This window comes from Altererythrobacter sp. GH1-8, from assembly GCF_043702085.1.
In the GTDB taxonomy this organism is placed as follows: Bacteria; Pseudomonadota; Alphaproteobacteria; order Sphingomonadales; family Sphingomonadaceae; genus Erythrobacter.
Map to the genome: position 1 here is coordinate 1,335,694 of NZ_CP171690.1, position 21,931 is coordinate 1,357,624.

The window sequence follows — 21,931 nt, forward strand, 5'->3', positions numbered from 1 at the left end:
GTTCTCGCGGCTCTTGTTGTGAGCGGCAGCTGGCGCTTTGCCCTGCCGCTCACAAAAGAAGCGTTACTCAACCGGTTCGCTAACCGGTTCAGCTTTGTCTTTCTTCGCCAGCAGCGATTTGAGGTCGAAGCCTCCCAGGAGCGACTTCTTCTCTTCACTAAGCGATGCCAGATCGTCTTCGCTCGCACCCAGGATGCGCTCTGCGATCTGCTTGATGACAGCGGTGGCCTTGGCCGATCGGTTCGCTTCAACGAACACCTGGCCAAGTTTTGCTGCATTGGCAGCTGCCTTCGCGTCATAGGGGATCGAGAAATCGATCTTGCGTTCGATCGAGGCTTCGAAATCAGCCTTGCTGATCTCTGCCACGCCCGACTGCACCTTGTTGGCGATAATCATCGGGTGCGCATGCGCTGCGTTGGTCTTGAGCCAGCTGAGAATGCGGATCGTGTCGCGTGCCGAAGCCAGCGTCATTTCCGTCGTCAGCAAGACGAGGTTCACGTCGGCGAGAACATGCGGGAAGTTGATCAGCATGTTGCGCGGCAGATCGACCAGCGTCATTTCGAACGCCTGGCGGAATTCTTCCTCCAGATGTACGAAGGCGGCGCCGTCGGTCATCAGTGGCTGATTGATCGGAGCCTCTGCCGACAAGATCGACAGATTGTCATTGGCGCGGATCATGGCGCGTTCGATGAACAAACCGTCGATGCGGCTCGGATTGTCGATCGCGTCGGTCAGGCCGCGGCCTGGCTCGAGATCCAGCGCCAGCGCACCGGTGCCGAAGTGGACATCGAGATCAAGCATCGCGGTTGGAAGCTTGTGGGTGTCGCTGAACAGCCATGCGAGCGAAGTCGTGAGCATGGATGCGCCAACGCCGCCTCGCGTCCCGACCACTGCGGTCGAGATGTGGCGCTTGACTGAATCGCCGTCACCGCTCTTGGGCGCTGCAAAGGCTGCCTGTGCCTGGTTCAGCGCATCACGCACCTGGCCAGCCGAAAGCGGCTTCAGCAGGTAGTCGTGGATGCCGCTTGCGAGCAAATCGCGATAGAGGCGAACGTCGTTGACCTGGCCGATAGCGATCACGACCGTGCCGGGCTCGCACACCTCTGCCAGAGCGTTGATGTCGTTGAGCGGATCGCCGCTTTCCGACAGGTCGACCAGCAGGATGTTCGGGCTGGCGCTGACCGAGAGCGACTGGATCGCGTTGCGAAGGCCACCCTTGTTGCACTTTTCAGGCTGCCAGCCGAGCTCGATCACGACCGGACGCAGCACGTCCAGTGCGTTGTCGTCGCAAATATATGCGGCAAAGGCGTCGCGATTGCCGGGCATACCGGATTTCCATGGAGCGTTCATGACTTATTCTCCTCCTTGTCCGCCGCCGCCAGCGATATTGCCGCCGCCGCCAGATGGCGCACGTTCGCGGAAACTGTCGATCGCTTTGGTCGAGCTCATGATTACAGTCTCGCCGGAACCTTTCTGACCTTGAATCAGATCCTCCGGATTGGCGACCATGGCCGCCAGATTGCTGTTTGTTGCGCAGCCGTAACCCGGATGGGTTGCGTTTTCGTAATTCATGTCGGATTTTGCTGACCAGTCGGGGCAACCCGGAACCGATGCAGTAGAGCGGGTCAGGACGACGCGCACATTGCCCGGTTGCATCATGCCCGACGTGACGGGAGCCGCTTCAGCCAGCAGGATGCCATACCGACCGGCAATTGCTGCCACATCGTCACGCGTTGCCTGGCTCGCCATCGGATCATCGATCGATACGCGGTCGCCATAGCTGAGGTCCATCGCTTCGAACCAACCGTTCAGACGTTGCTGCTCCGGGATGGTCAGACCTTCTGCATTGGCAGCGAAGTCCATGGTGTAGCTGGTGCGTTCAACAACCGGTTGCTTGGTTGAATAAAGGCTCCGGTTGGTTGGCATTCCGCCGCATCCGCTCAGCACGAGGCCAAGCGAGACAGCGATTGCGCCGGCCAGTTTGCTAGTCTTTGCAATAGGCATTGTTCTCACCTTCCTCGACTTAGAGATTGAAACCAGGTGCCGCGCCTTCTGCACGGCGATCCTTTTTGTTGGACTTCTTCTTCGCCTCGCGCGGGTCATTGTTCTGACCCGGGATGATCGCAGCAGGGTCCATCGCGCCGATCGTTGGATCCGGTGCATCCTTGTCGACCGCTTCAGGGCCCGGACGTTCTTCGCCTGATACCCCGTCGTTTTCGCGGAAGCCGAGGAACTGCTGAGCTTCGTCAGCGGCGCGGAAGCCATCGGTTGGCAGCTTGATATCGCTCGCGTTTACAGGCTCAACCAGGTATGGTGTCACCACGATCACCAGTTCGGTCTCGCCCTTGCGGAAGGAGCGTGAACGGAACAGGTTGCCGAGGATCGGCACATCGCCAAGGCCAGGAGCCTTGTCGATAGTGTTCTGTGCATTGTTGCTCATCAGGCCAGCGATCATGAAGCTCTGGCCAGAACCCAGCTCGACAGTCGTTTCCGCGCGGCGGATGGTCAGCGAGGGGATCTGGAAGCCGTTGATCACAACAGCGCCTTGCGTCGACAGCTCAGACACTTCCGGACGAACGCGGATCGAGATCCGGCCATTCGACAGGACCGTCGGAGTGTAGCTCAGGCTAACGCCAAAGTTACGATATTCGATCGCTGTGGTGCCCAGACCCTGACTGATCGGGATCGGGAACTCACCCCCAGCAAGGAAGTCAGCTGTTTCACCCGACAACGCGGTCAGGTTTGGCTGCGACAGGGTGGTGACAAGACCGAGTCGTTCGGACAAGTCAAAAGCCGCACCTACATCGAGGCCGAACAGGCGGCCAGCAGCCTGGATGGCAGTCTGAGCCGGGCTGGAAGTAAAGTCATAGGTCGTTCCGCCAGTCACAAACTCGCCGGTTGCCGGGTCGAACGGCAGCGAGATCGAGCCCGGAGGCAGGCCAAAACGATCCGATGCATCGATGATCGGAAGGCCGGCTGAACCAGCGCCACCAATCGTCGGGCCGTTACCGCGCTGCACACCGAACAGGAAGCCGCCGGTCTGGTCGCGGGTCGACAGGTTGGAACCGATTTCGCGAACCAGCGTGCGGCTGACTTCTGCGAAACGTACCTGAAGATTGACCTGTAGCGGCGTTGCCATCTTCAGGCGGCTGATCACATTGGTGTCATCGCCAAGGAAGGCAGAAACCAGGCGCTCTGCTTCTGCAGCATCTTCAGGCGCCGCAACCGTGCCTGTCAGCAGGACAGTGTTGGAGCCCATGGTGGACACCGCAACCTTTGCTTCAGGCATTGCCAAGGCAAGCATCTGATCTACGCTATCGATGTTGTTGCCAACGCGGATGTTGGCTGACCAGATCACATCGCCACGCGAGTTGCTGGCATAGATGGTGGTCTGGCCACCGGCCTTGCCGAACACATAGAGCTGGCGCTGCGACTTGACCTGCACATCGGCGATCGCGTCGTTGGCGATGAAGACATCGGCCATCGCGCCCGGAATAGTGACGAGTTCGCCACGACCGATCGAGATCACGATATCCTGTGCTGGTGCGCTGACTGATTGCGCAGTGGCAATCGAGGTCGGTGCTATTGCGAGCGGTGCAGTTGCAATGCTCGCAAGCAGCAGTTTGGCTGTCAGGCGGCGTTTCATGATAGTGCCCCTCTTGGAAATCCCTTGAACCTTGGCTTGTTTCGACATGTTAGCCCCCATCACTTGACCAGCACGGAGCCAGCGACAGGCACTGTGCGCGCGCCGCGGCTCATGGCATTGGTCTGGGTGTTGACGAGGCCACCAACTGAACTCGACACTGGAACTGACGTCGTGGTCTTGCCACGTGTCACCCGGACCTGCGGGCCTGTGTTGTAGACAGCTGCGGCTGCCGGGGCGCCTGCTGCAGGAGCCGGTGCACCCTTGGGAGCAGGCATCGAGCTGCGCTGGAAGCGCGATACGTCGCCACCGGTCGAGTAGGTCGTGCCCTTGTCGATCGGCTGATTCATGGCTGTACGGATCAGCTTCTCTTCTTCTTCTGGCGTTGCATCTTCCGGGATAACAACGTCACCCGAAGCGATGGCACGTTCCAGTTCAGCCTCATTGTCTGCGATCGAGCGCAGGACCAGGCTGAGCGTACCGATGGTCTGAGCCACAGCGATCTTTTCTGCGATCTTAGGCGTCACTTCGAGCGTAACTGTCTTGAAGCCGCGAACCACTGTCTTGCCTTCGACCGTCTGTTGCTCGGTCATCTGGTCAGTCGCGAGGACACGCAGGTTACGCAGAACGGTTTCAGTAGCTTTCAGCGCCTGGCCTTCAGCACCCTGAACAGTCTGTGTAAGCAGCATGTCGACACGGTCGCCCGGGAAGACGAAGCCCGCAACACCGGTCTTGGCGGACACTGGAACAGTGATCGCGCGCATCCCCGGGGTCAGGGCTGCAGCGAGGAAGCCGCGGTCGCCTGGGCTAACAAGTGAGCCTTGGGTAACGGGCTCGCCAGCCGTGATCGGGTGGCGAACGACAGTGCCGAGCAGCTGATTTACGTCAGCCTCGCCGTCGAGGAAGTACGCATCCTGCATCAGCTCTTCGGGCCACTGCTGGAAACCCAGCGCGTCGGCGGTGATGATCGTGCCCGTGGGCAGTGCGCGCTGTGCGACCAGCACCTTAGGTCCTGTCGGGACGGCTTGCGCTGCCTCTGCTTCAGGTGCCGAAGCGCCTGCAAACATGCTCCGAGCTGCAAGCGCAGTGCCGATCGCGATGACCAGCGCCCCAAGCAGCAGTACCAGCTTCTTCTTATCCATGGCTATTCTAGCCCCCTTGCTCAGCCCTATTCAGTTGTTACGGGCGGGTATGGTTGAAGTGCCTAAATCCAGACTGGTTAAAATCAGGTTCACTGCAGGCCAGATGCGTGTGCTGCACCCGGCATATAGTGAGTGGCGAGTACCCACAGGCCGCCGACAGAAATGGCGACACCATAGGGAATGGCGATACGGTCGCGCTGGCGACGCATCATGTGCCAGGCTCCCATGACAATAGTCAGCACACCGCCTGCGAGCGCCATGATGACCAGCAATTGAAGGAAAGGAATGGGCGCGATCCAAAGCGCGAGTGCAGTCAGCAGTTTGACATCACCGCCGCCCATCATCCGGAGCGCAAACAATCCCGCAAGAACAGCGAAGGCGCCGAGCGCAACGGCGAGCTGCAAAGCTACATCGGGCCACAGCGAATAACCGCTTGCCCACCAATGGAGCGGCGCGCCTGCCGCAATGGCAAGGTTAAGCCAGTTGGCGATACGACGGTGGCGAACATCGGTAAACGCTGCATAGAGCAGAGCGATTGCCAAGCCCGAAAGCAGACCGTAGTGAATATATTCGCTTAGCATTCTGGCCCCCAAGGTCCCCTTGAGGAACGGTGCTACAGAACATGGCTTACTAAATAGTAACCAAGGCTGGAGGCTTACCATTAGCGATCAGATTACGCCCGGATCTGCGGGTTCTGCGGTGATCGACCGGCGTTCCATTCCGGCCCATGCGCGTGAGAGCAAGTGGCGTGCTGCCGATGGGCACGAGCTACGCCGGATTGACTGGCCTGGCGCTGCCATTGATGGCGCCCCTGCAGGCGCACGCGGCTCTATCCTGTTCTTCCCCGGAAGGGGCGACAATTACGAGAAATATCTTGAGACTCTGGAAGAGTGGCATCGCGCAGGTTGGCAAGTGACTGCGGCGGACTGGCGCGGACAAGCAGGATCTGGCCGGCTTGGCAACGATCCGGTCACTGGACATATCGACGACTTCAGCATCTGGATCGACGATTTGGCTGGATTGTGGAAGGACTGGAAGAGCACGACACGCGGTCCGCATGTTCTGGCCGGGCATTCAATGGGCGGACATCTCGTTTTGCGCGGTGTGGTCGAGAAAGTGGTTGATCCTGATGCGGTTGTGCTCATCGCACCGATGCTTGGCTTTGTCGGGCGGATTCCCGCAGCGATCGGTCATGGTGCGGCCAAGCTTATGAACAGCCTCGGCGACTCGGCCCGCCCGGCATGGAAATGGAGCGAGAAGCCCGGCCAAGTCCCCGCCAGTCGGCAGAATCTTCTGACCCATGACGATGCACGCTATGCTGATGAGCTGTGGTGGCGTGATGAGCGTCCAGAGCTCGTCATGGGACCCGGCAGCTGGGGTTGGGTCGAGCGTGCCTATGCATCGATGCGCGGCCTGTTTGCAATCGACCAGCTGGAAAAGGTCCAGACTCCAATCCTGCTGCTCGGCACCAGCGCGGACATGCTGGTTGGCATTCAGGCAATCGAAGAAGCCGCTCGGCGCCTGCCAAAAGCTGAGCTTGTCCGGTTCGGCGAAGAGGCGCTGCATGAGATCTTGCGTGAGGTAGACCCCATTCGCAATCGCGCCATGTCCAGCATTGCCGCATTCCTTGATCGGGTAGCACCTCGGAACTAAGCGGCACCGCGTGACTGACAATTACGACATTGCAATCATCGGTGCAGGCATGGCGGGCACCAGCCTGGCAGCTGAACTGGCCAGCCATGGCGCTATGCGCGTTGTTATTCTCGAAGCCGAAAACCAGCCCGGCTACCACTCGACCGGGCGTTCTGCGGCGTTCTGGGAAGAATGCTATGGCGGGCCTGAAATCGTGCCGCTTACGTTGGCTTCGGGCCCTTACTTGAAAGACGGCGGTTTTCTGACCCCGCGGGGCGCATTGTACCTTGCGCGCGCTGAAGACGAACCGAAAATCGAAGCGCATTTTGAGCGGTTCGGCGATACCGGGGCGCAGTTCGAGCGGATCGGGCGCGAGGCCCTGATGGAAAAAGTGCCCGCGCTGAAACAGCAATGGGATCGTGCGATCTGGCAGGAGCGCTGTGCTGATATCGATGTCGCGGGCCTCCACCAGCATTACTTGCGGCAGTCCAGACAAACGGGGGTCGACTTGATCTGCGATGCGCGGGTTGCTCTGCTCGACAAGCACGGCGACTGGCATATTGGTCTTGCAGATGGTCGTACACTTCGTGCAGCGCGTATCGTCAACGCGGCGGGGGCATGGGCAGACTCGATTGCGCAGCTTGCCGGGGTCAAGCCCCTTGGTGTTCAGCCGCTCAGGCGCACGGTCGTCCAGTTGCGGGTCGATCCGCCACCGCCAGACGACATGCCTTTGTGCCTCGATATCTCGGGCGACTTCTACTTCAAGCCTGAGAACGGTCGGCTGTGGCTCAGCCCGCATGACGAGACGCCGAGCGCTCCGACGGATGCTGCTCCAGAGGAGCTTGATGTTGCCGTCGCAATCGACCGTCTTGAGAAGGTGAGTGATTGGCGCATTGAAGCGGTCGAGCGCAAGTGGGCGGGACTTCGCAGCTTCGCGCCAGATCGCAAACCAGTCTACGGATTTGATCCCGAGGTCGCCGATTTCTTCTGGTTCGCGGGGCAAGGCGGCTATGGCATCCAGACCGCGCCTGCTGCTGCGCGGCTTGGCGCACAGCTGTTCCTGGGTTTGCCGCGCGATGCGATGACCGTATCAATTGATCACACAAAATATGCACCAGATCGATTTCGCTAATTTTTCGCGCGCTTGGTCTGGATTAATCTCAGAATCGCCTTAGGGTGCGGTCTTGAGTTTCAATAACCACTTGGAGGACTGCTATGGCTCACCGCTTTGAAATCCGGAAGAACAAGAAAGGCGAGTTCGTCTCTTACTTCATCTACAACTCGGAAACGATCTTCTGGACAGAAGGCTATAAGAGCAAAGCCAGCGCAAAGAACGCGATCGAGTCGATTCTGAAGAATGGTCCGAACGCAGAGATTGTGGACAACTACTGAGCTGTCACAACAGGGTTAAAGCGGACGGCTCGCAAGGCTTTGAGGCTTTGCGGGCCGTTTGTCATTTCGAGCACTCGGCAAGCGGAGGCTAACCATCGCAGCTTTCGTCAGGCTCGCGAGCAATCGCTTCCGCGGCATCGCTGGCGAGTTTGTCGACCCGTTCATTTTCGATATGTCCGTTGTGGCCGCGAACCCAATGCCAATCGATCTCATGCTTTGCGGCAACTTCGATCAGGTCGTGCCACAGGTCGGCATTGCGCACCGGCTTCTTGCTGGCGTTTATCCACCCGCGACGCTTCCATCCTTCGACCCATTTGGTGATCCCGTCGATCACATATTTGCTATCGGAATAGAGCTCGACATGGCATGGCTCGATCAGCGCGCCCAGCCCGCGAATGACTGCTGTCATTTCCATGCGGTTGTTGGTCGTGTCACGTTCACCGCCCGACATTTCCTTTTCGTGCGGCCCAAGACGGAGCAAGGCAGCCCATCCGCCGGGGCCGGGATTGCCTTTGCACGCTCCATCGGTGAAGAGTTCTACTCGCTTCATAGCTTTGGCTCTGCCAGTTCAGTCGATGCCTTGAAAGATGCTTGTGCTCGCCTTGTCGTAGAATTGGAGACGACGGACGAAATCCATCGGATCCTTGCGGGCGACCAGGGCATCGTCAGGGGTGCCTAGCCAGTCTTCTGCGCGGCTGGCGATGAAGCGAATACACGCACCTCTCGCCAGTACAGGGAAGGCTTCACGCTCCGCTTCGCTCAGGGGGCGGATGTTCTCATAGCCTTCGAACAGGGCACGGCTGATGTCCTCCCTGAATGCATTGCCGCCGCTTTCGAAGGACCAGGCAGCATGCGTCACGGCAAGGTCATAGGCAAAGAAATCGGTCGCCGCGAAATAGAAGTCGATCAGCCCGGAGACTTCATTGCCGAGCATCAGCACATTGTCAGGGAAGAGGTCGCAATGCACCACCCCATGCGGCAATCCACCGGGCCATTCGCCTGCGAACCTGCTGAGATGATCAAAGGCAACCGGCGGAAGCGATGGATCGATCGTCGCGAGTGCTTCCTTACCAAGGCCATGGAGTGTCTCGTCCCACCCCGCAAGGCCCAGATCATTCCACCGCGTCTGCGGGAAGTCTGCCACTGCCAAATGATTCCTGGCCAGGGCTTCGCCCACTGAACGCGCTTGTTCAGGTGTGGGATGATCGACTGAAACCCCCGGCAGATACTCGATCAGTGCGACTGCCTTGCCATCGATCAGACGGAAAGCAGCTCCTTCGCGATCATGGATCGTCCGCGGGACCGGGCAGCCCTTGGCTGCCAGATGATCCAGCAGTGCGAGGAAGAAAGGCAAATCGCGCAGTTCAATGCGGCGCTCATACATGGTCAGGATGAAACGTGTACCTGGCTCACGTCCTCCGCTCGTTTCAAGCAGCCAATTGGAATTGGATACGCCTTCCGCGATGCCCTTGGCCGAAACGAGATCGCCGACGTCGTAATGCGCGATCAGCTCTGCCAGTTCTTCAGCGCCAAGATGCGTGTAGACCGCCAAGTCTTCCCCCTTGGCTAAATATTACTGGACGAGTTGGCGCGGCAGCTTGAAGACCATCTTTTCTTCCGCTGCCATAATCGTCTGTTCTTCAACCTTGCGCCATTCAGCGAGCTTGCGCACGACCTCGCGCACCAGCAATTCAGGCGCAGAAGCGCCGGCAGTCAGGCCGATGGTATTCACCCCTTCAAGCCAGGCTGGATCGATTTCGCTGGCGCGCTGGATCAGCCGAGCAGGCGTGCCGCACCTCTCCGAGACTTCTACGAGGCGCAACGAATTGGAAGAGTTAGGCGCGCCGATCACCAGCACAAGATCTGCATCAGGTGCGATCTGCTTGACCGCCGCCTGCCGATTGGAGGTGGCGTAACAGATGTCCTCGGCCTTTGGACCGACGATCTGCGGGTAGCGAGCTTCCAGTGCCGCGATGATTTCTGCGGTGTCGTCGACCGACAGTGTCGTTTGAGTGAGGTACGAAAGATTGTCTTCGGTCGAAAAGTCCAGCGTCTCTACATCCTCGACCGTCTCAACCAGAGTCATCTGTCCCTCATCGACCTGACCCATCGTGCCGATCACTTCGGGATGGCCGGCATGGCCCACAAAGATGATGTGCTGACCCTTTTCGATCTGGCGTTCGGCTTGCCGATGAACCTTGCTGACCAGCGGGCAGGTCGCATCAACGTACAGCAGTTTGCGCCTCTCGGCCTCGGCAGGGACTGACTTGGGAACGCCATGTGCACTGAAAACCACTGGCGCATCATCCGGCACTTCGTCCAGTTCCTCGACGAACACTGCGCCCTGCGCCATCAATGATTCGACGACATACTTGTTATGGACGATCTCGTGCCGAACATATACTGGCGCACCATAGCGTTCGATCGCGCGTTCCACGATCTCGATCGCGCGGTCGACGCCTGCGCAAAATCCGCGCGGTGCGGCAATAAGGAGTTTGAGCTGAGGGCGATCCTGCTTGGCGGCGTCCGCTTCAGTTGCAGAGATGTCCCCGGATTCTGAGGATTGAAAGGGAGCGTTCATGAGACAGCCTCTAGCGCTTTGTGAAGCGCACCGCTAGGGCGGTCTGACGCTTTGAGTTTGACCTTGCGTTTCTTGGCGCGAGGTTGCCGCAGCAAGGATTGCCGTTTCATGAAGTCTCGTACTCGCCTGTTTTCTGTCATTGCTCTGGCTGCAGCCCTGGCTGGCTGTGGGCGCGAGGGGGAATTGGTTGTCGATCAGGGAGTGGGGATCACCGCTGTGCTTGATTCCTGTCCTGCGGTCGGAATTCCAGACTATACCGGCGATGTGACTCTCTTTCGCAGTGCCGGCAATGTCTCTGCTGCAAACCTCGATGTTGTCGCCTCGATTACCAATCTTCGTCATACCTGCGACGATTCGAGCGATCGCATCTACACCAACGCCACCTTTGATGTGCTGGCTCGGCGACTGGATACGCGTGGAAGCCGCACAGTGACATTGCCTTACTATGCAACCGTTATGCGCGGCGGGACGGCTGTCGTGTCCAAGCGGCTGGGTAGCGTCACCCTGAACTTCGCTGATGGGCAGGAGCGTGCCCAGGCAAGCGCTCAGGCAGGTGCTTTCGTCGACCGTGCCGAGGCTTCCCTGCCTGCGGATATTCGTGAACGCATCACCCGGCGACGACGGGCGGGCGACCCGGATGCCGCGCTCGACCCTCTGGCTGACCCGCAAGTTCGGGCAGCGATCCAGCGGACGAGTTTTGATCTGCTGGTTGGCTTTCAGCTGACCGAAGATCAACTCGCTTACAACGCGACGCGCTAAAGCGAGTTCAGGCCGCACGGCCTTGCGCTTTTTCGCAAGTCGGCTAACCGCCGTCTCGCGTTAGAATTACAGGTAATTATTATGCAAACCGTCTACGCCGCCTACGCGGCCAAGGTTGATGCCGTTCTCGCAGCTTTGGAGATGGAAGGCACTTTGCCGCCCGAAACAATCCGCACGAATGTGACGGTGGAGCCGCCGCGCGATCCGTCCCATGGTGATCTTGCGACCAATGCTGCAATGGTGCTGGCCAAGGCTGCCAATACAAACCCCCGTGCGCTCGCAGAGGCGATCGTCGAAAAGCTGCAAGCGGATCCTGCGATCACTTCTGCAGAGATCGCGGGGCCGGGCTTCATCAACCTGAGGCTCGACGCGCAGGTCTGGCTCGATGAATTGTCAGCCATCGCCGAAATGGGGGATGGTTATGGCAAGTCGGCCATGGGCGAAGGCAAGCGGGTCAATGTCGAATATGTTTCGACCAATCCCACTGGCCCGATGCATATGGGGCACTGCCGCGGTGCTGTGGTGGGCGATGCCCTGTCCAGCCTGCTTGAATTCGCAGGCCATGAGGTAACCCGCGAGTACTATATCAACGATGCGGGCGGCCAGGTCGACGTGCTCGCGCGTTCAGCTTACCTTCGGTATCTTGAGGCCCTTGGCGAAGACATCGGCGAAATCCCGGAGGGGCTCTATCCCGGCGATTACCTGAAACCAATTGGCCAGTATCTCGCGAGCGAACTTGGCGAACGGTATAAGGGCCGACCGGAAGAGGAATGGCTTGCGATCTTCCGCGCCGAGGCCGTCGAGCAGATGATGAACCTCATCAAGTCCGACTTGGCTTTGCTCGGCATTCAGCACGATGTGTTCGCTTCGGAAGCAGCGCTTCATGCAGCGGGCAAGCCCGACGCGGCAGAAGCGTGGCTGCGCGAGCACGACCTTGTCTATGACGGCGTTCTCGAAGCGCCCAAGGGCAAGGCTCCGCCAGAGGACTGGGAACCCGTGGAGCTGCCCCTGTTCCGTTCGACCAGATATGGCGATGATCAGGACCGCCCGATCAAGAAGTCTGATGGCAGCTGGACCTATTTCGGCGCAGACCTGGCCTATCACATGCAGAAGGCCGAGGGTGCTGACGAACTGATCGATATCTGGGGCGCGGATCACGCGGGGACGGTGAAGCGCATCAAGGCAGCGGTTGCAGCATTGTCCGAAGGGCAAGGCAAGCCCATCCCGTTCGATGTGAAGCTGGTTCAAATGGTCCAGCTGATGCGGGCTGGCGAGCCGGTGAAGATGTCCAAGCGGTCGGGCAATTTCATCACCATCGCCGATATGGTTGAGGAAGTGGGCAAGGATGTCGTGCGGTTCACCATGCTGACGCGCAAGCCCGAGGCACAGATGGACTTCGATTTCACCAAGGTGGTCGAGGCATCGAAGGACAATCCGGTCTTTTATGTGCAATACGCCCACGCGCGGATCCATTCGACCTTGCGCAAGGGGGCAGTGGAAGGATTCGTGCCTTCGGGCAAGAACCTGAGCCTTCTGGGGGAAGAAGAGCGCGCTCTGGTGCAGTTGGCCGCGCAATTCCCGCGCGAAGTCGAAGCCGCTGCCAAAGCTCGCGAGCCGCATCGAATCGCGTTCTATCTTTATGAACTTGCTGGGGGCTTCCACGCCTACTGGAACCTGGGGAATGACAATCCCGAAAAACGCTTCATTGTGGCACAGGACAAGTCACTGACGGAGGCGAGACTTTTCCTTGCCGAGCGGTTAGGGCAAGTTGTTCGCAATGGCTTACGCATTCTGGGCGTGGAGGCCGTGGAAGAGATGTGACCATACGAGGTCTGTATTGGGCATGGGCAGTGACACGATGACAAGCGATGACAGCGGATTTGAAGCCGAACTCGCTCTGAGCGGCGATGACAGCCTGCCATGGCTCGAATCGGACGAGTACGAGCAGGCTGCTGGCGAACTTGATACTGCGCGGATCATCGGCCTCGTTGTCGTTATTCTGGCCATGATCGGTGTGGGTCTGGGCGCTGCCTGGTGGTTCGCAAATCGCGATAATGGCGCTGATTATATTGCCGACGGCAGCACAGTAGCAGCGCCCGCGGGGCCTTATAAGGAGCGCCCAAAGGATCCGGGAGGCAAGGAGTTCGAGGGTTCCGGCAGCGTGGCGTCGGCTGTCGGCGAAGGCCAGACACGCGAAGGTGTCTTGCGTAAAGACGAACCGAGCGGTGCTGCAGCACCGTCGATCGCAACATTGCCGGTCGGCGAAGAACCAGTTCAGCCGCGACCCTCGCCCGCTGCACAAGCCCCTGAGGCCGCTGCAGAAAAGGGCGGAGTTTCCGTCCAGGTCGGAGCTTATCGCAGCGAAGGGCGGGCCCTGGCAGGCTGGCAGACCTTGCAGCGCCAGACGACGGCGCTCAACGGAGTAAACCGGCGCATTGTCAAAGGCGAGGCAGACATTGGCACGGTTTACCGATTGCAGGCGCTGCCTGGTGATCTTGCTGCTGCCCGCGCTCTTTGCGACGCACTCAAGGCTGATGGCATCGCGTGCCAGGTAAAGCGCTGAAGCTAACGCCTGGCGGGCTGAGGGGCCGATAGGGGTCGGGGCTTTTCCCCTGTGCTTTCATCCGAAAAACTTGCCGCACTTGTGCTTTCCTGCGAATTTCCCAGACATGATTCCTGCCGTATTTGGAATTGCTGGGACAGAACTGTCTGCTGATGAGCGCGCCTTCTTCGAGGATGCCGATCCGGCAGGGTACATTCTGTTCGCGCGCAATTGCGAATCCCCCGACCAGCTTCGCAAGCTGACGGGTGAATTGCGGAGCATCCATGGTCGCGAACGGATTTTCATCTCGATCGACCAGGAAGGCGGGCGCGTCCAGCGGATGAAACCGCCCTACTGGGCGAGCTATCCAGCCGGGGAAGCCTTTGACAGACTGTACGCGTTGGCCCCGGCTAGCGCGATTGAAGCTGCGCGTGTCAATGCTCGGGCAATGGCACTGGAACTCGCCAGCATGGGTATCACTGTCGATTTTCATGCACCGCTCGATGTGCGCCGCGCGGAGACGGATAATGTGATCGGCGACCGTTCGCTCGGAAGCGACCCGATGCAAGTAGCGGCGCTCGGGCGGGCGATACTTGACGGCATGACGTCAGGCGGTGTCGCAGGCTGCCTCAAGCATATGCCGGGCCATGGCCGCGCGACCGCAGACAGCCATAACGAATTGCCGGTCGTCTCTGCCAGCGCTGAAGAGCTGGAAGTCGATATTGCGCCGTTCCGTACTCTCGCGTCACAGGCCAAGATCGGCATGAGCGCGCATATCGTGTTCGAGGCATGGGATGCTGACCGGCCCGCCACGCTGTCACCCGACGTTATTGAGAATGTGATCCGCAAGGACATAGGCTTCGAAGGCCTGTTGCTGACTGATGATATCGACATGCAGGCGCTCGAAGGCTCAATCCCTGAGCGTGCCGAGCGCGCCTTGGCCGCTGGCTGCGATATTGTCCTGAATTGCTGGGCCAGGATGGGCGACCAGATTGGCATTGCTGAGCGCGTCGGGACGATGTCCGAAACGGTGGCGGCGAAATTGGATCGCGCGCTGGAAGGTACCGGTATAGCCAATGATCTGTCGGAGCATGGCGAATTGCTGGCGAAGCGCGACGCGTTGCTTGCGCTGGAAGGGCAGGCCGCATGACAGACAACCTCGAAGCGATGGAAACCGCAATCGAAGCGGACGACCCTGGCGCAGAGTGGACCGGCCCCGGTGGCGGTGCGCATGGCGATGATGCTGCGCTCTATCTCGAGCTTGACGGGTGGGAAGGTCCACTCGACCTCTTGCTGGACCTTGCGCGGCGGCAAAAGGTTGATTTGCGGCAGATTTCGATCCTTTCGCTGGTCGATCAGTACCTGACCTATATCGAGCGTGCGGAATCGCTGCGGCTGGAACTTGCAGCGGATTACCTCGTGATGGCGGCTTGGCTCGCCTATCTCAAATCGGCTTTGCTCCTCCCGCGCGACGAGCAGGAAGACCCGAGCCCCGAAGAGCTCGCGTTACGCCTGCAACTGCGCCTGCAAAGGCTGGGCGCAATGCGTGAAGCGGCCGCGCGCCTGATGGGGCGCGACCGCATCGGGCGTGATGTTTTTGTACGTGGGAGCCCGGAAGGGTTGCGCATCGACCGCAAGACGCAGTGGACTTGTGACAGTTATGCGCTGATCCAGGCTTATGGCCAGGTAAAAGCGCGCACAGCCCCGCGCATCTACCACGTCTCGGACCGTCCGGTGATGACGCTCGACAGCGCGATTGAGCGGGTTTCGGCCATGCTGGGCGTGACACTCGACTGGATGGACCTGCGCGATTTCCTGCCCCCTCATGCTGAACCGCGCCTGCGCAAGTCCGCGCTCGCCTCCAGCTTTGTTGCAGCGCTTGAGCTTGCACGGCTTGGCCGTGCTGAAATCGCGCAGGAAGAGACCTTCGGCGTCATGCGTATTCGCAGGATTGTAAAATGACTCACGAAACGAGTGAAATTGAACGGGCGCTGGAAGCGACCTTGTTCGCGTCTGAAGAACCGCTGACGATCGAAGTGCTGGCGCGTCATCTGGGCGGTGCGGAAGTGGCCGATGTGCGCGAGGGACTTCACAATCTCGCTGAGCATTACGCAGAGCGCGGGATCCATCTGGTCGAACGCGGCAAGCGGTGGCACTTCGAGACAGCGCCCGACATGGCGCATCTGCTCCGCCGCGAGCGCGAACAGGTGCGCCGCTTGAGCCGCGCAGCAACTGAAGTGCTCGCGATCGTCGCTTACCATGAGCCTGTCAGCCGCGCGGAGATCGAATCTATCCGCGGTGTGCAGACCGCCAAGGGAACTCTCGACGTGCTGATGGAAGCGGGCTGGATCCGCATGGCAGGTCGCCGCGAGGTTCCCGGGCGCCCGGTCATCTATGCCACCACGCCTGAATTCCTCGAGCATTTCGGGCTCTCCAGCCGCAAGGATTTGCCCGGTATTGATGAGCTTCGCGCGGCGGGTCTGCTTGATCCTGTTGACGATGCGCTTGAGGATGCGATGCGGCCAGATGGACCTGAAGAGGACGAAGACGCGAGTGAAGCTTCGTGCGATCAAGAGACCGAAGATATGGGTGACGCGCCGTCCTGGGAGTCGGCTTAGGACTGCTTGCCTATCCGGCAGGCGGAATGATGCAACCCTGTACTGGCGTAGAACGGTGAGTGCCCCTATATTAGTATAGCAAATCAATTAGGAAGACATCCCATGAGCCTCGGTCCTTGGCAGCTAGTCATTATCGCCGTTTTGATTCTTGTCCTGTTTGGGCGTGGTCGCATCTCTGAAATGATGGGCGATTTTGGTAAGGGAATCAGTAGCTTCAAGAAAGGTATGAGCGAGGAAGATGCAAGCGGGAGCAAGCCGACCGCTCAGATCGAAGGCACTGCAAAGGATCCGTCTCCAGAGACTCAAAAGACAGAGTCCAACGACAAGACCAGCTAAGCGCACTCGCTAGGCATACCCACGCCGGAAGGCATCTATGTTCGATATCGGCGCCGCCGAACTGCTTGTAATCGTGATTGTGGCCGTCATTGTGATCGGCCCGAAAGACATGCCGCTCGCCTTGCGGACGGTTGGACGATGGGTTGGCAAGATCCGCCGCGTTTCCACGCATTTCCGCACCGGTTTTGATGCGATGGTGCGTGAGGCTGAACTTGAGGAAATGGAGAAGAAGTGGAAAGCGCAAAACGAGGCCATCATGGCCAAGTCCAGCGCTGATACCCCCGCTGATCCCCAGTTCAGCAAAGCGCCAGACGCTCCAGAGATGACCGGGCCTCCTGTACAGACCGCCGAAGATCGCGCAGAGACCGCGGCGGATAAGCCGATGATCAAACCTCCGACATCAGAGCCTGAACTGCCTCTCGGCGAAAGCCAGGCTGATACGAACGAGAACCGATAGCGCAATGGCGTTCAACATCCGCGACATCGATGAAACGCAGGCTCCGTTGCTTGACCACCTCGTCGAACTGCGCACTCGACTTATGAGGAGCATCTTTGCGCTCATCATCGGCTTTGCCGTGTGTTTCTATTTCGCCGATGAAATCCTCGGATTTCTAGTCCAGCCACTGAAAGATGCCTTCCCGAAAGGGGAGGGGCAGCTGATCTTCACCAAGCTCTACGAAGTATTCTTCGTCGAACTCAAAGTCGCGCTGTTCGCGGGGTTCTTTGTGAGCTTTCCGATCATTGCCAACCAGCTTTGGGCATTTGTCGCACCGGGTCTTTATGCAAAGGAAAAGAAGGCATTTCTGCCTTTCATCATCGCAACACCGATCCTGTTCTTTCTCGGGGCAGCGCTTGCTTATTACGTCGTTATGCCGACGGCATTTCGCTGGTTTCTCACTTTCGAAGGAGATGCAGGCGGACTGGCCGTCGAGGCGCTGCCTTCGGCGGGAGACTACCTCAGTCTGGTCATGCAATTCATCCTCGCTTTCGGGATAAGCTTCCTGCTGCCGGTTTTGCTATTGCTGCTTAACGGGGCGGGCATCGTCCGGCGGGAGCAATTGGTGGCTGCGCGTCGCTACGTCATTGTTGGAATCGTCGCTCTCGCGGCAGTTGTGACCCCGCCGGATCCGGGTTCGCAGCTCCTGCTCGCCATTCCGTTGTTGCTGCTGTTCGAAGGCTCGCTGCTGCTGATGCGCTGGCAGGAACGTGTTCGCAAACGCAAAGAGAAGGCCAGCGAAGCGACTGACCTCGAGGTCAAGCAGGACGAAGGCGAGAAAACGTCCTGAGGCTTAGCGCTCAGGGCTATCCGCTCGGCTGTAGACTCGCTCGCCGCCGATCCACGTTTCAAAGATCACCATTTCCCTGATCTGGTCAGGCGATGAAAGCATGGGATCGCGGTCCACCAGCACGAAATCGGCTCTTTCGCCTGGGACAAGCCGCCCAAAACGGCCTTCCGCGAACCCGGCATAGGCCGCATCGCTGGTAAACCCAGCAATGGCCTGTTCGCGGGAGACAGTTTCCTGCGGGAACCACCCGCCGAACGGCTGTCCCTCCGCATCGGTACGGCTGATCGCAGCAGCGATGCCTGCGGGCGTGTCTGCCGGTTCGACAGGCGCATCAGAGCCGAACGCAATGCGTCCGCCTGCGTTCAGGACGCTGCGCCATGCATAGGCACCGCCAAGCCGCGCAGTCGTAAGGCGCGCTTCAGCCATCAGGCGGTCGGATGTCTGGTGCAGCGGCTGGTAGCTGGCGATAATGCCGTGCTGGGCAAAGCGGGCGATATCAGCCGGATCGACGATCTGCGCGTGCTCGATCCGCCAGCGCCGGTCCCCTGTATAGGTTTCGCTGAGTTCTTCGATAGCAGACAGAACTTCTGCGTTGGCCGCATCGCCAATCGCATGAACCGCAGTCTGGAACCCGTCCATCGCCGCCCTGCTCATGATGTTGCGCAGCTGCGCAGGGCTCAGCAGGGGAAGGCCGCGATTGCCCGGCGCATCTGCATAGTCCTGCTTGAGCCACGCCCCGCGCGAGCCCAGCGCGCCGTCGAGATAGATCTTGATCCCGCCCATGCGCAGGCGGTCATCATACAGCCATGGCGTTGGGGCAGGCCCTGCGATCAGCTGCATCGTATCCAATGAGCTCGCATAAGACATGATCCGCAGCTTGAGCGTCCCTCGGTCGCCGGCGCGGCGGAAGGTCTGCCAGTCCTCAGTCGTTGTACCCATGTCAGCGGCGGCGGTGATGCCTTGTGCAACCAGAATTTCCTGGGCCCTGGCAAAGGCAAGATCGCGTTCGACCGGGCGGGGCGCTGGTATGGCTTTCGTGACAAGGCTTTCAGCAGCGTCGACGAATATCCCGCTGGGCTGCTTGCTTCCTGCCAGCCGCTCGATTCGGCCGCCCGACGGAGATACTGCAGAGGCATCCACGCCAGCCTTCTCCATTGCCAGACTGTTGGCCCAGCCAGCATGACCATCGACGCGCGTCAGATAGACCGGGCGGTCGGAGACAACCGCATCAAGCTCGGCTGCGGTTGGGAACCGTCCCAGTCCCCATTTTTCCTGATTCCAGCCACCGCCGAGGATCCATGGGCGGCCCGGATTAGCCTGCGCAAATGCTGCAATCGCCGATAGCGCTTCTTCAAGGCTCTCTGTCTGCGACAGGTCCAGCGTCAGCGCGGCAAAGCCTGCGCCCATCACATGCAGGTGCGCATCGATGAAACCGGGCAGCATGACGCGGCCCTGCCCATCTACGGCGAATTCGACATCCGCTGGCCGGTCCTCGCCGCGCAGCACGATGTCCCTGACCTTGCCGTTATCGTCGATCACCAGCGAGACAAAGCGCTCGATCTTGCCTTCTTCGTCGATGGTCAGTCCATCGACATTGTAGATCAAGGTGTCAGCGAGAGCTGGCGTGGGCATCACAGCATAGGCCAGGCCAGCGAGCATGACCGCCTTAAAACCTGTCAGTCGGCGCATCATGCCTCACCCTTGGGAAGCCGCGTGATCAGCGCGCTGGTGTCCTTGCGCCCGCCGCCTGCGGCCTGCACATCGGCGTAGAACTGATCGACCAAGGCGCTGATCGGCGAGGACAGCCCGAGCCGTTTCGCTTCTGCCAGAGCATAGCCCAGATCCTTGCGCATCCAGTCGATCGCAAAGCCGAAATCAAACTCGTCTGCGACCATCGTCGCCCAGCGATTGTCCATCTGCCAGCTTTGTGCAGCACCGCCGGAAATGGCCTGGTATGTCTTGCCAAGATCGAGGCCCGATGCCTGCGCCAGCCGGATTGCTTCCGACAGTCCGCCGAGTATCCCGGCGATGCACATCTGGTTGGCCATTTTTGCCGTCTGGCCTGCGCCCGGCCCCCCGACATGGACAATCGCCTTGGCATAGCAATCCATCACCGGAGTGGCGCGGGCGATGGCTTCCTCGTTTCCGCCGCACATGATCGCAAGCTGGCCGTTCTCAGCGCCGGCCTGCCCGCCTGAGACAGGCGCATCCACCGCGGCAATCCCGCGTTTGGCTGCTTGCGCCTCGATCCGGCGCGCCATGTCTGCTGAAACGGTTGTGTGATCGACCAGCAGCGCGCCTTCGCGCATGGCAGGAAGGGCGCCGGTGTTACTCAGCAAGACCTCTGCAACGTCCTCGTCATTGCCAAGACAGGCAAACACGATATCCGCCTCGCTCGCAGCTTCCGCAGCACTCGCGAAAGTTTCGACGGAGTGTCCTGCTTGGCGCTGCACCTTGGCCCATTCCTCTGCCTTGGAAGCGGTGCGATTATGGGCTCTAACGGTGTGCCCCGCTGCAGCGAGATGCCCCGCCATTGGGCCTCCCATCACGCCCAGGCCAAGGAATGCGACGATCTTCTTGTCGGTCTGTATGCTGGTCATGGGCAGAGCGGTTACCGGCAAAAGGCGTTCATGCAAACATATTCACGATTGCGTCTCTTGCGCCCAACCCCTAGCAACCGGGCACTATGACAGCGAACACCGCCTTGAAGACGGCTGAGAATGCGCGCGATGCGCTGACACTGGATCATATCCGGGAAGCTGCGGCGCGGATTGAAGGCGCTGTGGTCAAGACGCCGATGATGCACTCGCAAACGCTGTCCAGCATCACCGGTGCGGAAATCTGGCTCAAGTTCGAGAACCTGCAATTCACCGCTGCCTACAAAGAACGCGGCGCGCTCAATGCGCTGCTGCAGCTCACTGAGGAACAACGGCAGCGCGGCGTAATCGCTGCATCTGCGGGAAACCACAGTCAGGGTCTGAGCTATCACGGTACGCGCCTTGGCGTGCCCGTCACCATCGTCATGCCGCGCACGACGCCGACGGTTAAGGTCATGCAGACCGAGCAGGTTGGCGGCAACGTAGTGCTCGAAGGCGAGACCTATGACGATGCCTATGCCCACGCCCGCAAGCTGGAAGGCGAACGCAATCTCACATTCGTCCATCCGTTTGACGATCCCCGCGTGGCCGCAGGGCAGGGGACAGTCGGGCTCGAGATGCTGGAAGAGCATCCCGAACTGGATTGTCTGGTGGTTCCGATCGGCGGCGGCGGATTGATCTCGGGCATGGCAACGGTGGCGAAGACCTTGCAACCAGAGATTGAAGTCATCGGCGTTCAGGCGGCGCTGTTCCCTTCCATGTATGCCAAGGTCAAAGGGCTCGACATGGCGTGCGGCGGGGACACTTTGGCGGAAGGGATTGCGGTCAAGGCTCCCGGCGAATTCACGTCCCAGATCATTGCAGAGCTCGTCGATGACATCGAACTGGTTGAGGAGCCGATGCTTGAAAAGGCGGTCTCGCTGCTGTTGCAGATCGAGAAGACAGTCGTCGAAGGCGCCGGTGCGGCGGGCCTTGCGGCTGTTCTTCAGAACCCGGAGCGGTTCAAGGGCAAGACCATTGGCCTCGTTCTTTGCGGGGGCAATATCGATACGCGCTTGCTGGCGAATGTGTTGCTGCGTGACCTCGCTCGGCAAGGGAGGCTGGCGCGGCTGAGGATTACCTTGCAGGATCGCCCCGGCGCCTTGTTCAAGGTCATGCGCGAGTTCGATGCACACCATATCAATATCATCGAAATCTATCACCAGCGCATTTTCACCACGCTGCCGGCCAAAGGCCTGGTCACGGACATCGAATGCGAGGCCCGCGACCGCGAGCAACTGGAAGCGCTGGTTAACGCCCTCAGAGCGAAAGGCTATTCAGTCGAGCTTGCCGAGCTCAACTGAGGCACACTCTCCCTCAATTCAGCGCGGAACGCGGCTCAAACCGCCGTGCGAATGTGCATA

At 59.7% G+C, this 21,931-nt stretch carries 23 protein-coding genes; 13 read left to right on the forward strand and 10 right to left on the reverse strand.

From position 1 onward, the window contains the following. Positions 1 to 63: 63 nt before the first annotated feature. From ACG9DO_RS06465 to ACG9DO_RS06485, 5 genes are all read right to left on the reverse strand, one after another. A complete protein-coding gene (locus tag ACG9DO_RS06465) occupies positions 64 to 1,350 on the reverse strand; it encodes a pilus assembly protein CpaE (protein WP_394730895.1) in 1,287 nt (428 codons plus the stop codon). Positions 1,351 to 1,353: 3 nt separating this feature from the next. Beyond that, complete coding sequence (locus ACG9DO_RS06470) at positions 1,354 to 2,004, reverse strand: CpaD family pilus assembly protein (protein WP_394730896.1); 651 nt, start codon at positions 2,002 to 2,004, stop codon at positions 1,354 to 1,356. A gap of 19 nt (positions 2,005 to 2,023) precedes the next feature. Further along, positions 2,024 to 3,646 carry a type II and III secretion system protein family protein gene (locus ACG9DO_RS06475; protein WP_394730897.1) on the reverse strand — a complete coding sequence of 541 codons (1,623 nt, stop codon included), beginning with the start codon at positions 3,644 to 3,646 and terminating at the stop codon, positions 2,024 to 2,026. A gap of 59 nt (positions 3,647 to 3,705) precedes the next feature. Then, the gene (gene cpaB, locus ACG9DO_RS06480; RefSeq protein WP_394730898.1) at positions 3,706 to 4,785 is read right to left on the reverse strand and encodes a Flp pilus assembly protein CpaB; all 1,080 of its coding nucleotides are present in this window, start codon (positions 4,783 to 4,785) and stop codon (positions 3,706 to 3,708) included. Positions 4,786 to 4,874: 89 nt separating this feature from the next. After that, entirely contained in the window at positions 4,875 to 5,366 is a 492-nt protein-coding gene (locus tag ACG9DO_RS06485) for a prepilin peptidase (protein ID WP_394730899.1), read from the reverse strand. A 118-nt stretch (positions 5,367 to 5,484) separates the two neighbouring features. On the opposite strand from ACG9DO_RS06485, the gene ACG9DO_RS06490 reads away from it, so the two are divergent. The 3 genes from ACG9DO_RS06490 (at position 5,485) to ACG9DO_RS06500 (ending at position 7,809) form a co-directional block, all read left to right on the forward strand. Then, positions 5,485 to 6,438 (forward strand): alpha/beta fold hydrolase, encoded by a 954-nt coding sequence (locus tag ACG9DO_RS06490; protein WP_394730900.1) that lies wholly within the window; start codon positions 5,485 to 5,487, stop codon positions 6,436 to 6,438. A 10-nt stretch (positions 6,439 to 6,448) separates the two neighbouring features. Next, complete coding sequence (locus ACG9DO_RS06495; RefSeq protein ID WP_394730901.1) at positions 6,449 to 7,549, forward strand: NAD(P)/FAD-dependent oxidoreductase; 1,101 nt, start codon at positions 6,449 to 6,451, stop codon at positions 7,547 to 7,549. A gap of 83 nt (positions 7,550 to 7,632) precedes the next feature. Then, positions 7,633 to 7,809: a YegP family protein gene (locus ACG9DO_RS06500; protein WP_394730902.1), complete on the forward strand. Its 177-nt coding sequence runs from the start codon at positions 7,633 to 7,635 to the stop codon at positions 7,807 to 7,809. A gap of 88 nt (positions 7,810 to 7,897) precedes the next feature. Here the strand turns inward: ACG9DO_RS06500 and rnhA are convergent, their stop codons facing one another. The 3 genes from rnhA to ispH are packed head-to-tail and all read right to left on the reverse strand — an operon-like array spanning position 7,898 to position 10,390. Further along, positions 7,898 to 8,359, reverse strand: coding sequence for a ribonuclease HI (gene rnhA / locus ACG9DO_RS06505; RefSeq protein ID WP_394730903.1), 462 nt, complete (start codon positions 8,357 to 8,359; stop codon positions 7,898 to 7,900). Between the two features lie 18 nt (positions 8,360 to 8,377). Next, positions 8,378 to 9,361, reverse strand: a complete 984-nt coding sequence (gene thrB, locus ACG9DO_RS06510; RefSeq protein WP_394730904.1) for a homoserine kinase — start codon at positions 9,359 to 9,361, stop codon at positions 8,378 to 8,380. 21 nt (positions 9,362 to 9,382) lie between these two features. Then, positions 9,383 to 10,390: a 4-hydroxy-3-methylbut-2-enyl diphosphate reductase gene (gene ispH, locus ACG9DO_RS06515; RefSeq protein ID WP_394730905.1), complete on the reverse strand. Its 1,008-nt coding sequence runs from the start codon at positions 10,388 to 10,390 to the stop codon at positions 9,383 to 9,385. A 108-nt stretch (positions 10,391 to 10,498) separates the two neighbouring features. Between ispH and ACG9DO_RS06520 the strand changes: the two genes are divergently transcribed. The 9 genes from ACG9DO_RS06520 to tatC all read left to right on the forward strand — a co-directional run bounded on the left by ACG9DO_RS06520 (position 10,499) and on the right by tatC (position 17,931). Next, positions 10,499 to 11,149, forward strand: coding sequence for a hypothetical protein (locus ACG9DO_RS06520; RefSeq protein ID WP_394730906.1), 651 nt, complete (start codon positions 10,499 to 10,501; stop codon positions 11,147 to 11,149). Positions 11,150 to 11,230: 81 nt separating this feature from the next. Then, positions 11,231 to 12,970: an arginine--tRNA ligase gene (gene argS / locus ACG9DO_RS06525; RefSeq protein ID WP_394730907.1), complete on the forward strand. Its 1,740-nt coding sequence runs from the start codon at positions 11,231 to 11,233 to the stop codon at positions 12,968 to 12,970. Between the two features lie 22 nt (positions 12,971 to 12,992). Continuing rightward, on the forward strand, positions 12,993 to 13,712 hold the full coding sequence (locus tag ACG9DO_RS06530; RefSeq protein WP_394730908.1) for an SPOR domain-containing protein: 720 nt from the start codon (positions 12,993 to 12,995) through the stop codon (positions 13,710 to 13,712). A 106-nt stretch (positions 13,713 to 13,818) separates the two neighbouring features. Beyond that, positions 13,819 to 14,841 (forward strand): beta-N-acetylhexosaminidase, encoded by a 1,023-nt coding sequence (gene nagZ, locus ACG9DO_RS06535; protein ID WP_394730909.1) that lies wholly within the window; start codon positions 13,819 to 13,821, stop codon positions 14,839 to 14,841. Next, positions 14,838 to 15,653, forward strand: a complete 816-nt coding sequence (locus ACG9DO_RS06540; RefSeq protein WP_394730910.1) for a segregation and condensation protein A — start codon at positions 14,838 to 14,840, stop codon at positions 15,651 to 15,653. The genes nagZ and ACG9DO_RS06540 overlap by 4 nt, the downstream gene beginning before the upstream one ends. Continuing rightward, positions 15,650 to 16,309 carry an SMC-Scp complex subunit ScpB gene (scpB, locus tag ACG9DO_RS06545; RefSeq protein WP_394730911.1) on the forward strand — a complete coding sequence of 220 codons (660 nt, stop codon included), beginning with the start codon at positions 15,650 to 15,652 and terminating at the stop codon, positions 16,307 to 16,309. The genes ACG9DO_RS06540 and scpB overlap by 4 nt, the downstream gene beginning before the upstream one ends. Before the next feature lie 102 nt (positions 16,310 to 16,411). Next, a complete protein-coding gene (tatA, locus tag ACG9DO_RS06550) occupies positions 16,412 to 16,645 on the forward strand; it encodes a twin-arginine translocase TatA/TatE family subunit (protein WP_394730912.1) in 234 nt (77 codons plus the stop codon). A 37-nt stretch (positions 16,646 to 16,682) separates the two neighbouring features. Beyond that, a complete protein-coding gene (gene tatB / locus ACG9DO_RS06555; protein ID WP_394730913.1) occupies positions 16,683 to 17,102 on the forward strand; it encodes a Sec-independent protein translocase protein TatB in 420 nt (139 codons plus the stop codon). 4 nt (positions 17,103 to 17,106) lie between these two features. Beyond that, the gene (gene tatC / locus ACG9DO_RS06560) at positions 17,107 to 17,931 is read left to right on the forward strand and encodes a twin-arginine translocase subunit TatC (protein WP_394730914.1); all 825 of its coding nucleotides are present in this window, start codon (positions 17,107 to 17,109) and stop codon (positions 17,929 to 17,931) included. 3 nt (positions 17,932 to 17,934) lie between these two features. On the opposite strand, the gene ACG9DO_RS06565 is transcribed toward tatC, so the two are convergent. Further along, positions 17,935 to 19,623, reverse strand: a complete 1,689-nt coding sequence (locus ACG9DO_RS06565) for an amidohydrolase (protein WP_394730915.1) — start codon at positions 19,621 to 19,623, stop codon at positions 17,935 to 17,937. Next, on the reverse strand, positions 19,620 to 20,531 hold the full coding sequence (locus ACG9DO_RS06570; protein ID WP_394730916.1) for an NAD(P)-dependent oxidoreductase: 912 nt from the start codon (positions 20,529 to 20,531) through the stop codon (positions 19,620 to 19,622). The genes ACG9DO_RS06565 and ACG9DO_RS06570 overlap by 4 nt, the downstream gene beginning before the upstream one ends. 86 nt (positions 20,532 to 20,617) lie before the next feature. Here ACG9DO_RS06570 and ACG9DO_RS06575 point away from each other — a divergent pair, with 86 nt between their 5' ends. Continuing rightward, positions 20,618 to 21,871, forward strand: a complete 1,254-nt coding sequence (locus tag ACG9DO_RS06575) for a threonine ammonia-lyase (protein ID WP_394730917.1) — start codon at positions 20,618 to 20,620, stop codon at positions 21,869 to 21,871. Positions 21,872 to 21,931: the final 60 nt, after the last annotated feature.

What these genes read in the sequence shown, in the direction of transcription:
- ACG9DO_RS06470 (WP_394730896.1), bottom strand. Translation starts at nt 2,004, where the DNA reads ATGCCTATTGCAAAGACTAGCAAACTGGCCGGCGCAATCGCTGTCTCG.
- tatB (WP_394730913.1), top strand. Translation starts at nt 16,683, where the DNA reads ATGTTCGATATCGGCGCCGCCGAACTGCTTGTAATCGTGATTGTGGCC.
- ACG9DO_RS06575 (WP_394730917.1), top strand. Translation starts at nt 20,618, where the DNA reads ATGACAGCGAACACCGCCTTGAAGACGGCTGAGAATGCGCGCGATGCG.
- ACG9DO_RS06500 (WP_394730902.1), top strand. Translation starts at nt 7,633, where the DNA reads ATGGCTCACCGCTTTGAAATCCGGAAGAACAAGAAAGGCGAGTTCGTC.
- ACG9DO_RS06465 (WP_394730895.1), bottom strand. Translation starts at nt 1,350, where the DNA reads ATGAACGCTCCATGGAAATCCGGTATGCCCGGCAATCGCGACGCCTTT.
- tatA (WP_394730912.1), top strand. Translation starts at nt 16,412, where the DNA reads ATGAGCCTCGGTCCTTGGCAGCTAGTCATTATCGCCGTTTTGATTCTT.
- nagZ (WP_394730909.1), top strand. Translation starts at nt 13,819, where the DNA reads ATGATTCCTGCCGTATTTGGAATTGCTGGGACAGAACTGTCTGCTGAT.
- ACG9DO_RS06485 (WP_394730899.1), bottom strand. Translation starts at nt 5,366, where the DNA reads ATGCTAAGCGAATATATTCACTACGGTCTGCTTTCGGGCTTGGCAATC.
- ACG9DO_RS06540 (WP_394730910.1), top strand. Translation starts at nt 14,838, where the DNA reads ATGACAGACAACCTCGAAGCGATGGAAACCGCAATCGAAGCGGACGAC.
- ACG9DO_RS06570 (WP_394730916.1), bottom strand. Translation starts at nt 20,531, where the DNA reads ATGACCAGCATACAGACCGACAAGAAGATCGTCGCATTCCTTGGCCTG.
- ACG9DO_RS06530 (WP_394730908.1), top strand. Translation starts at nt 12,993, where the DNA reads ATGGGCAGTGACACGATGACAAGCGATGACAGCGGATTTGAAGCCGAA.
- scpB (WP_394730911.1), top strand. Translation starts at nt 15,650, where the DNA reads ATGACTCACGAAACGAGTGAAATTGAACGGGCGCTGGAAGCGACCTTG.
- tatC (WP_394730914.1), top strand. Translation starts at nt 17,107, where the DNA reads ATGGCGTTCAACATCCGCGACATCGATGAAACGCAGGCTCCGTTGCTT.
- ispH (WP_394730905.1), bottom strand. Translation starts at nt 10,390, where the DNA reads ATGAACGCTCCCTTTCAATCCTCAGAATCCGGGGACATCTCTGCAACT.
- argS (WP_394730907.1), top strand. Translation starts at nt 11,231, where the DNA reads ATGCAAACCGTCTACGCCGCCTACGCGGCCAAGGTTGATGCCGTTCTC.
- ACG9DO_RS06475 (WP_394730897.1), bottom strand. Translation starts at nt 3,646, where the DNA reads ATGAAACGCCGCCTGACAGCCAAACTGCTGCTTGCGAGCATTGCAACT.
- rnhA (WP_394730903.1), bottom strand. Translation starts at nt 8,359, where the DNA reads ATGAAGCGAGTAGAACTCTTCACCGATGGAGCGTGCAAAGGCAATCCC.
- ACG9DO_RS06520 (WP_394730906.1), top strand. Translation starts at nt 10,499, where the DNA reads ATGAAGTCTCGTACTCGCCTGTTTTCTGTCATTGCTCTGGCTGCAGCC.
- cpaB (WP_394730898.1), bottom strand. Translation starts at nt 4,785, where the DNA reads ATGGATAAGAAGAAGCTGGTACTGCTGCTTGGGGCGCTGGTCATCGCG.
- ACG9DO_RS06565 (WP_394730915.1), bottom strand. Translation starts at nt 19,623, where the DNA reads ATGATGCGCCGACTGACAGGTTTTAAGGCGGTCATGCTCGCTGGCCTG.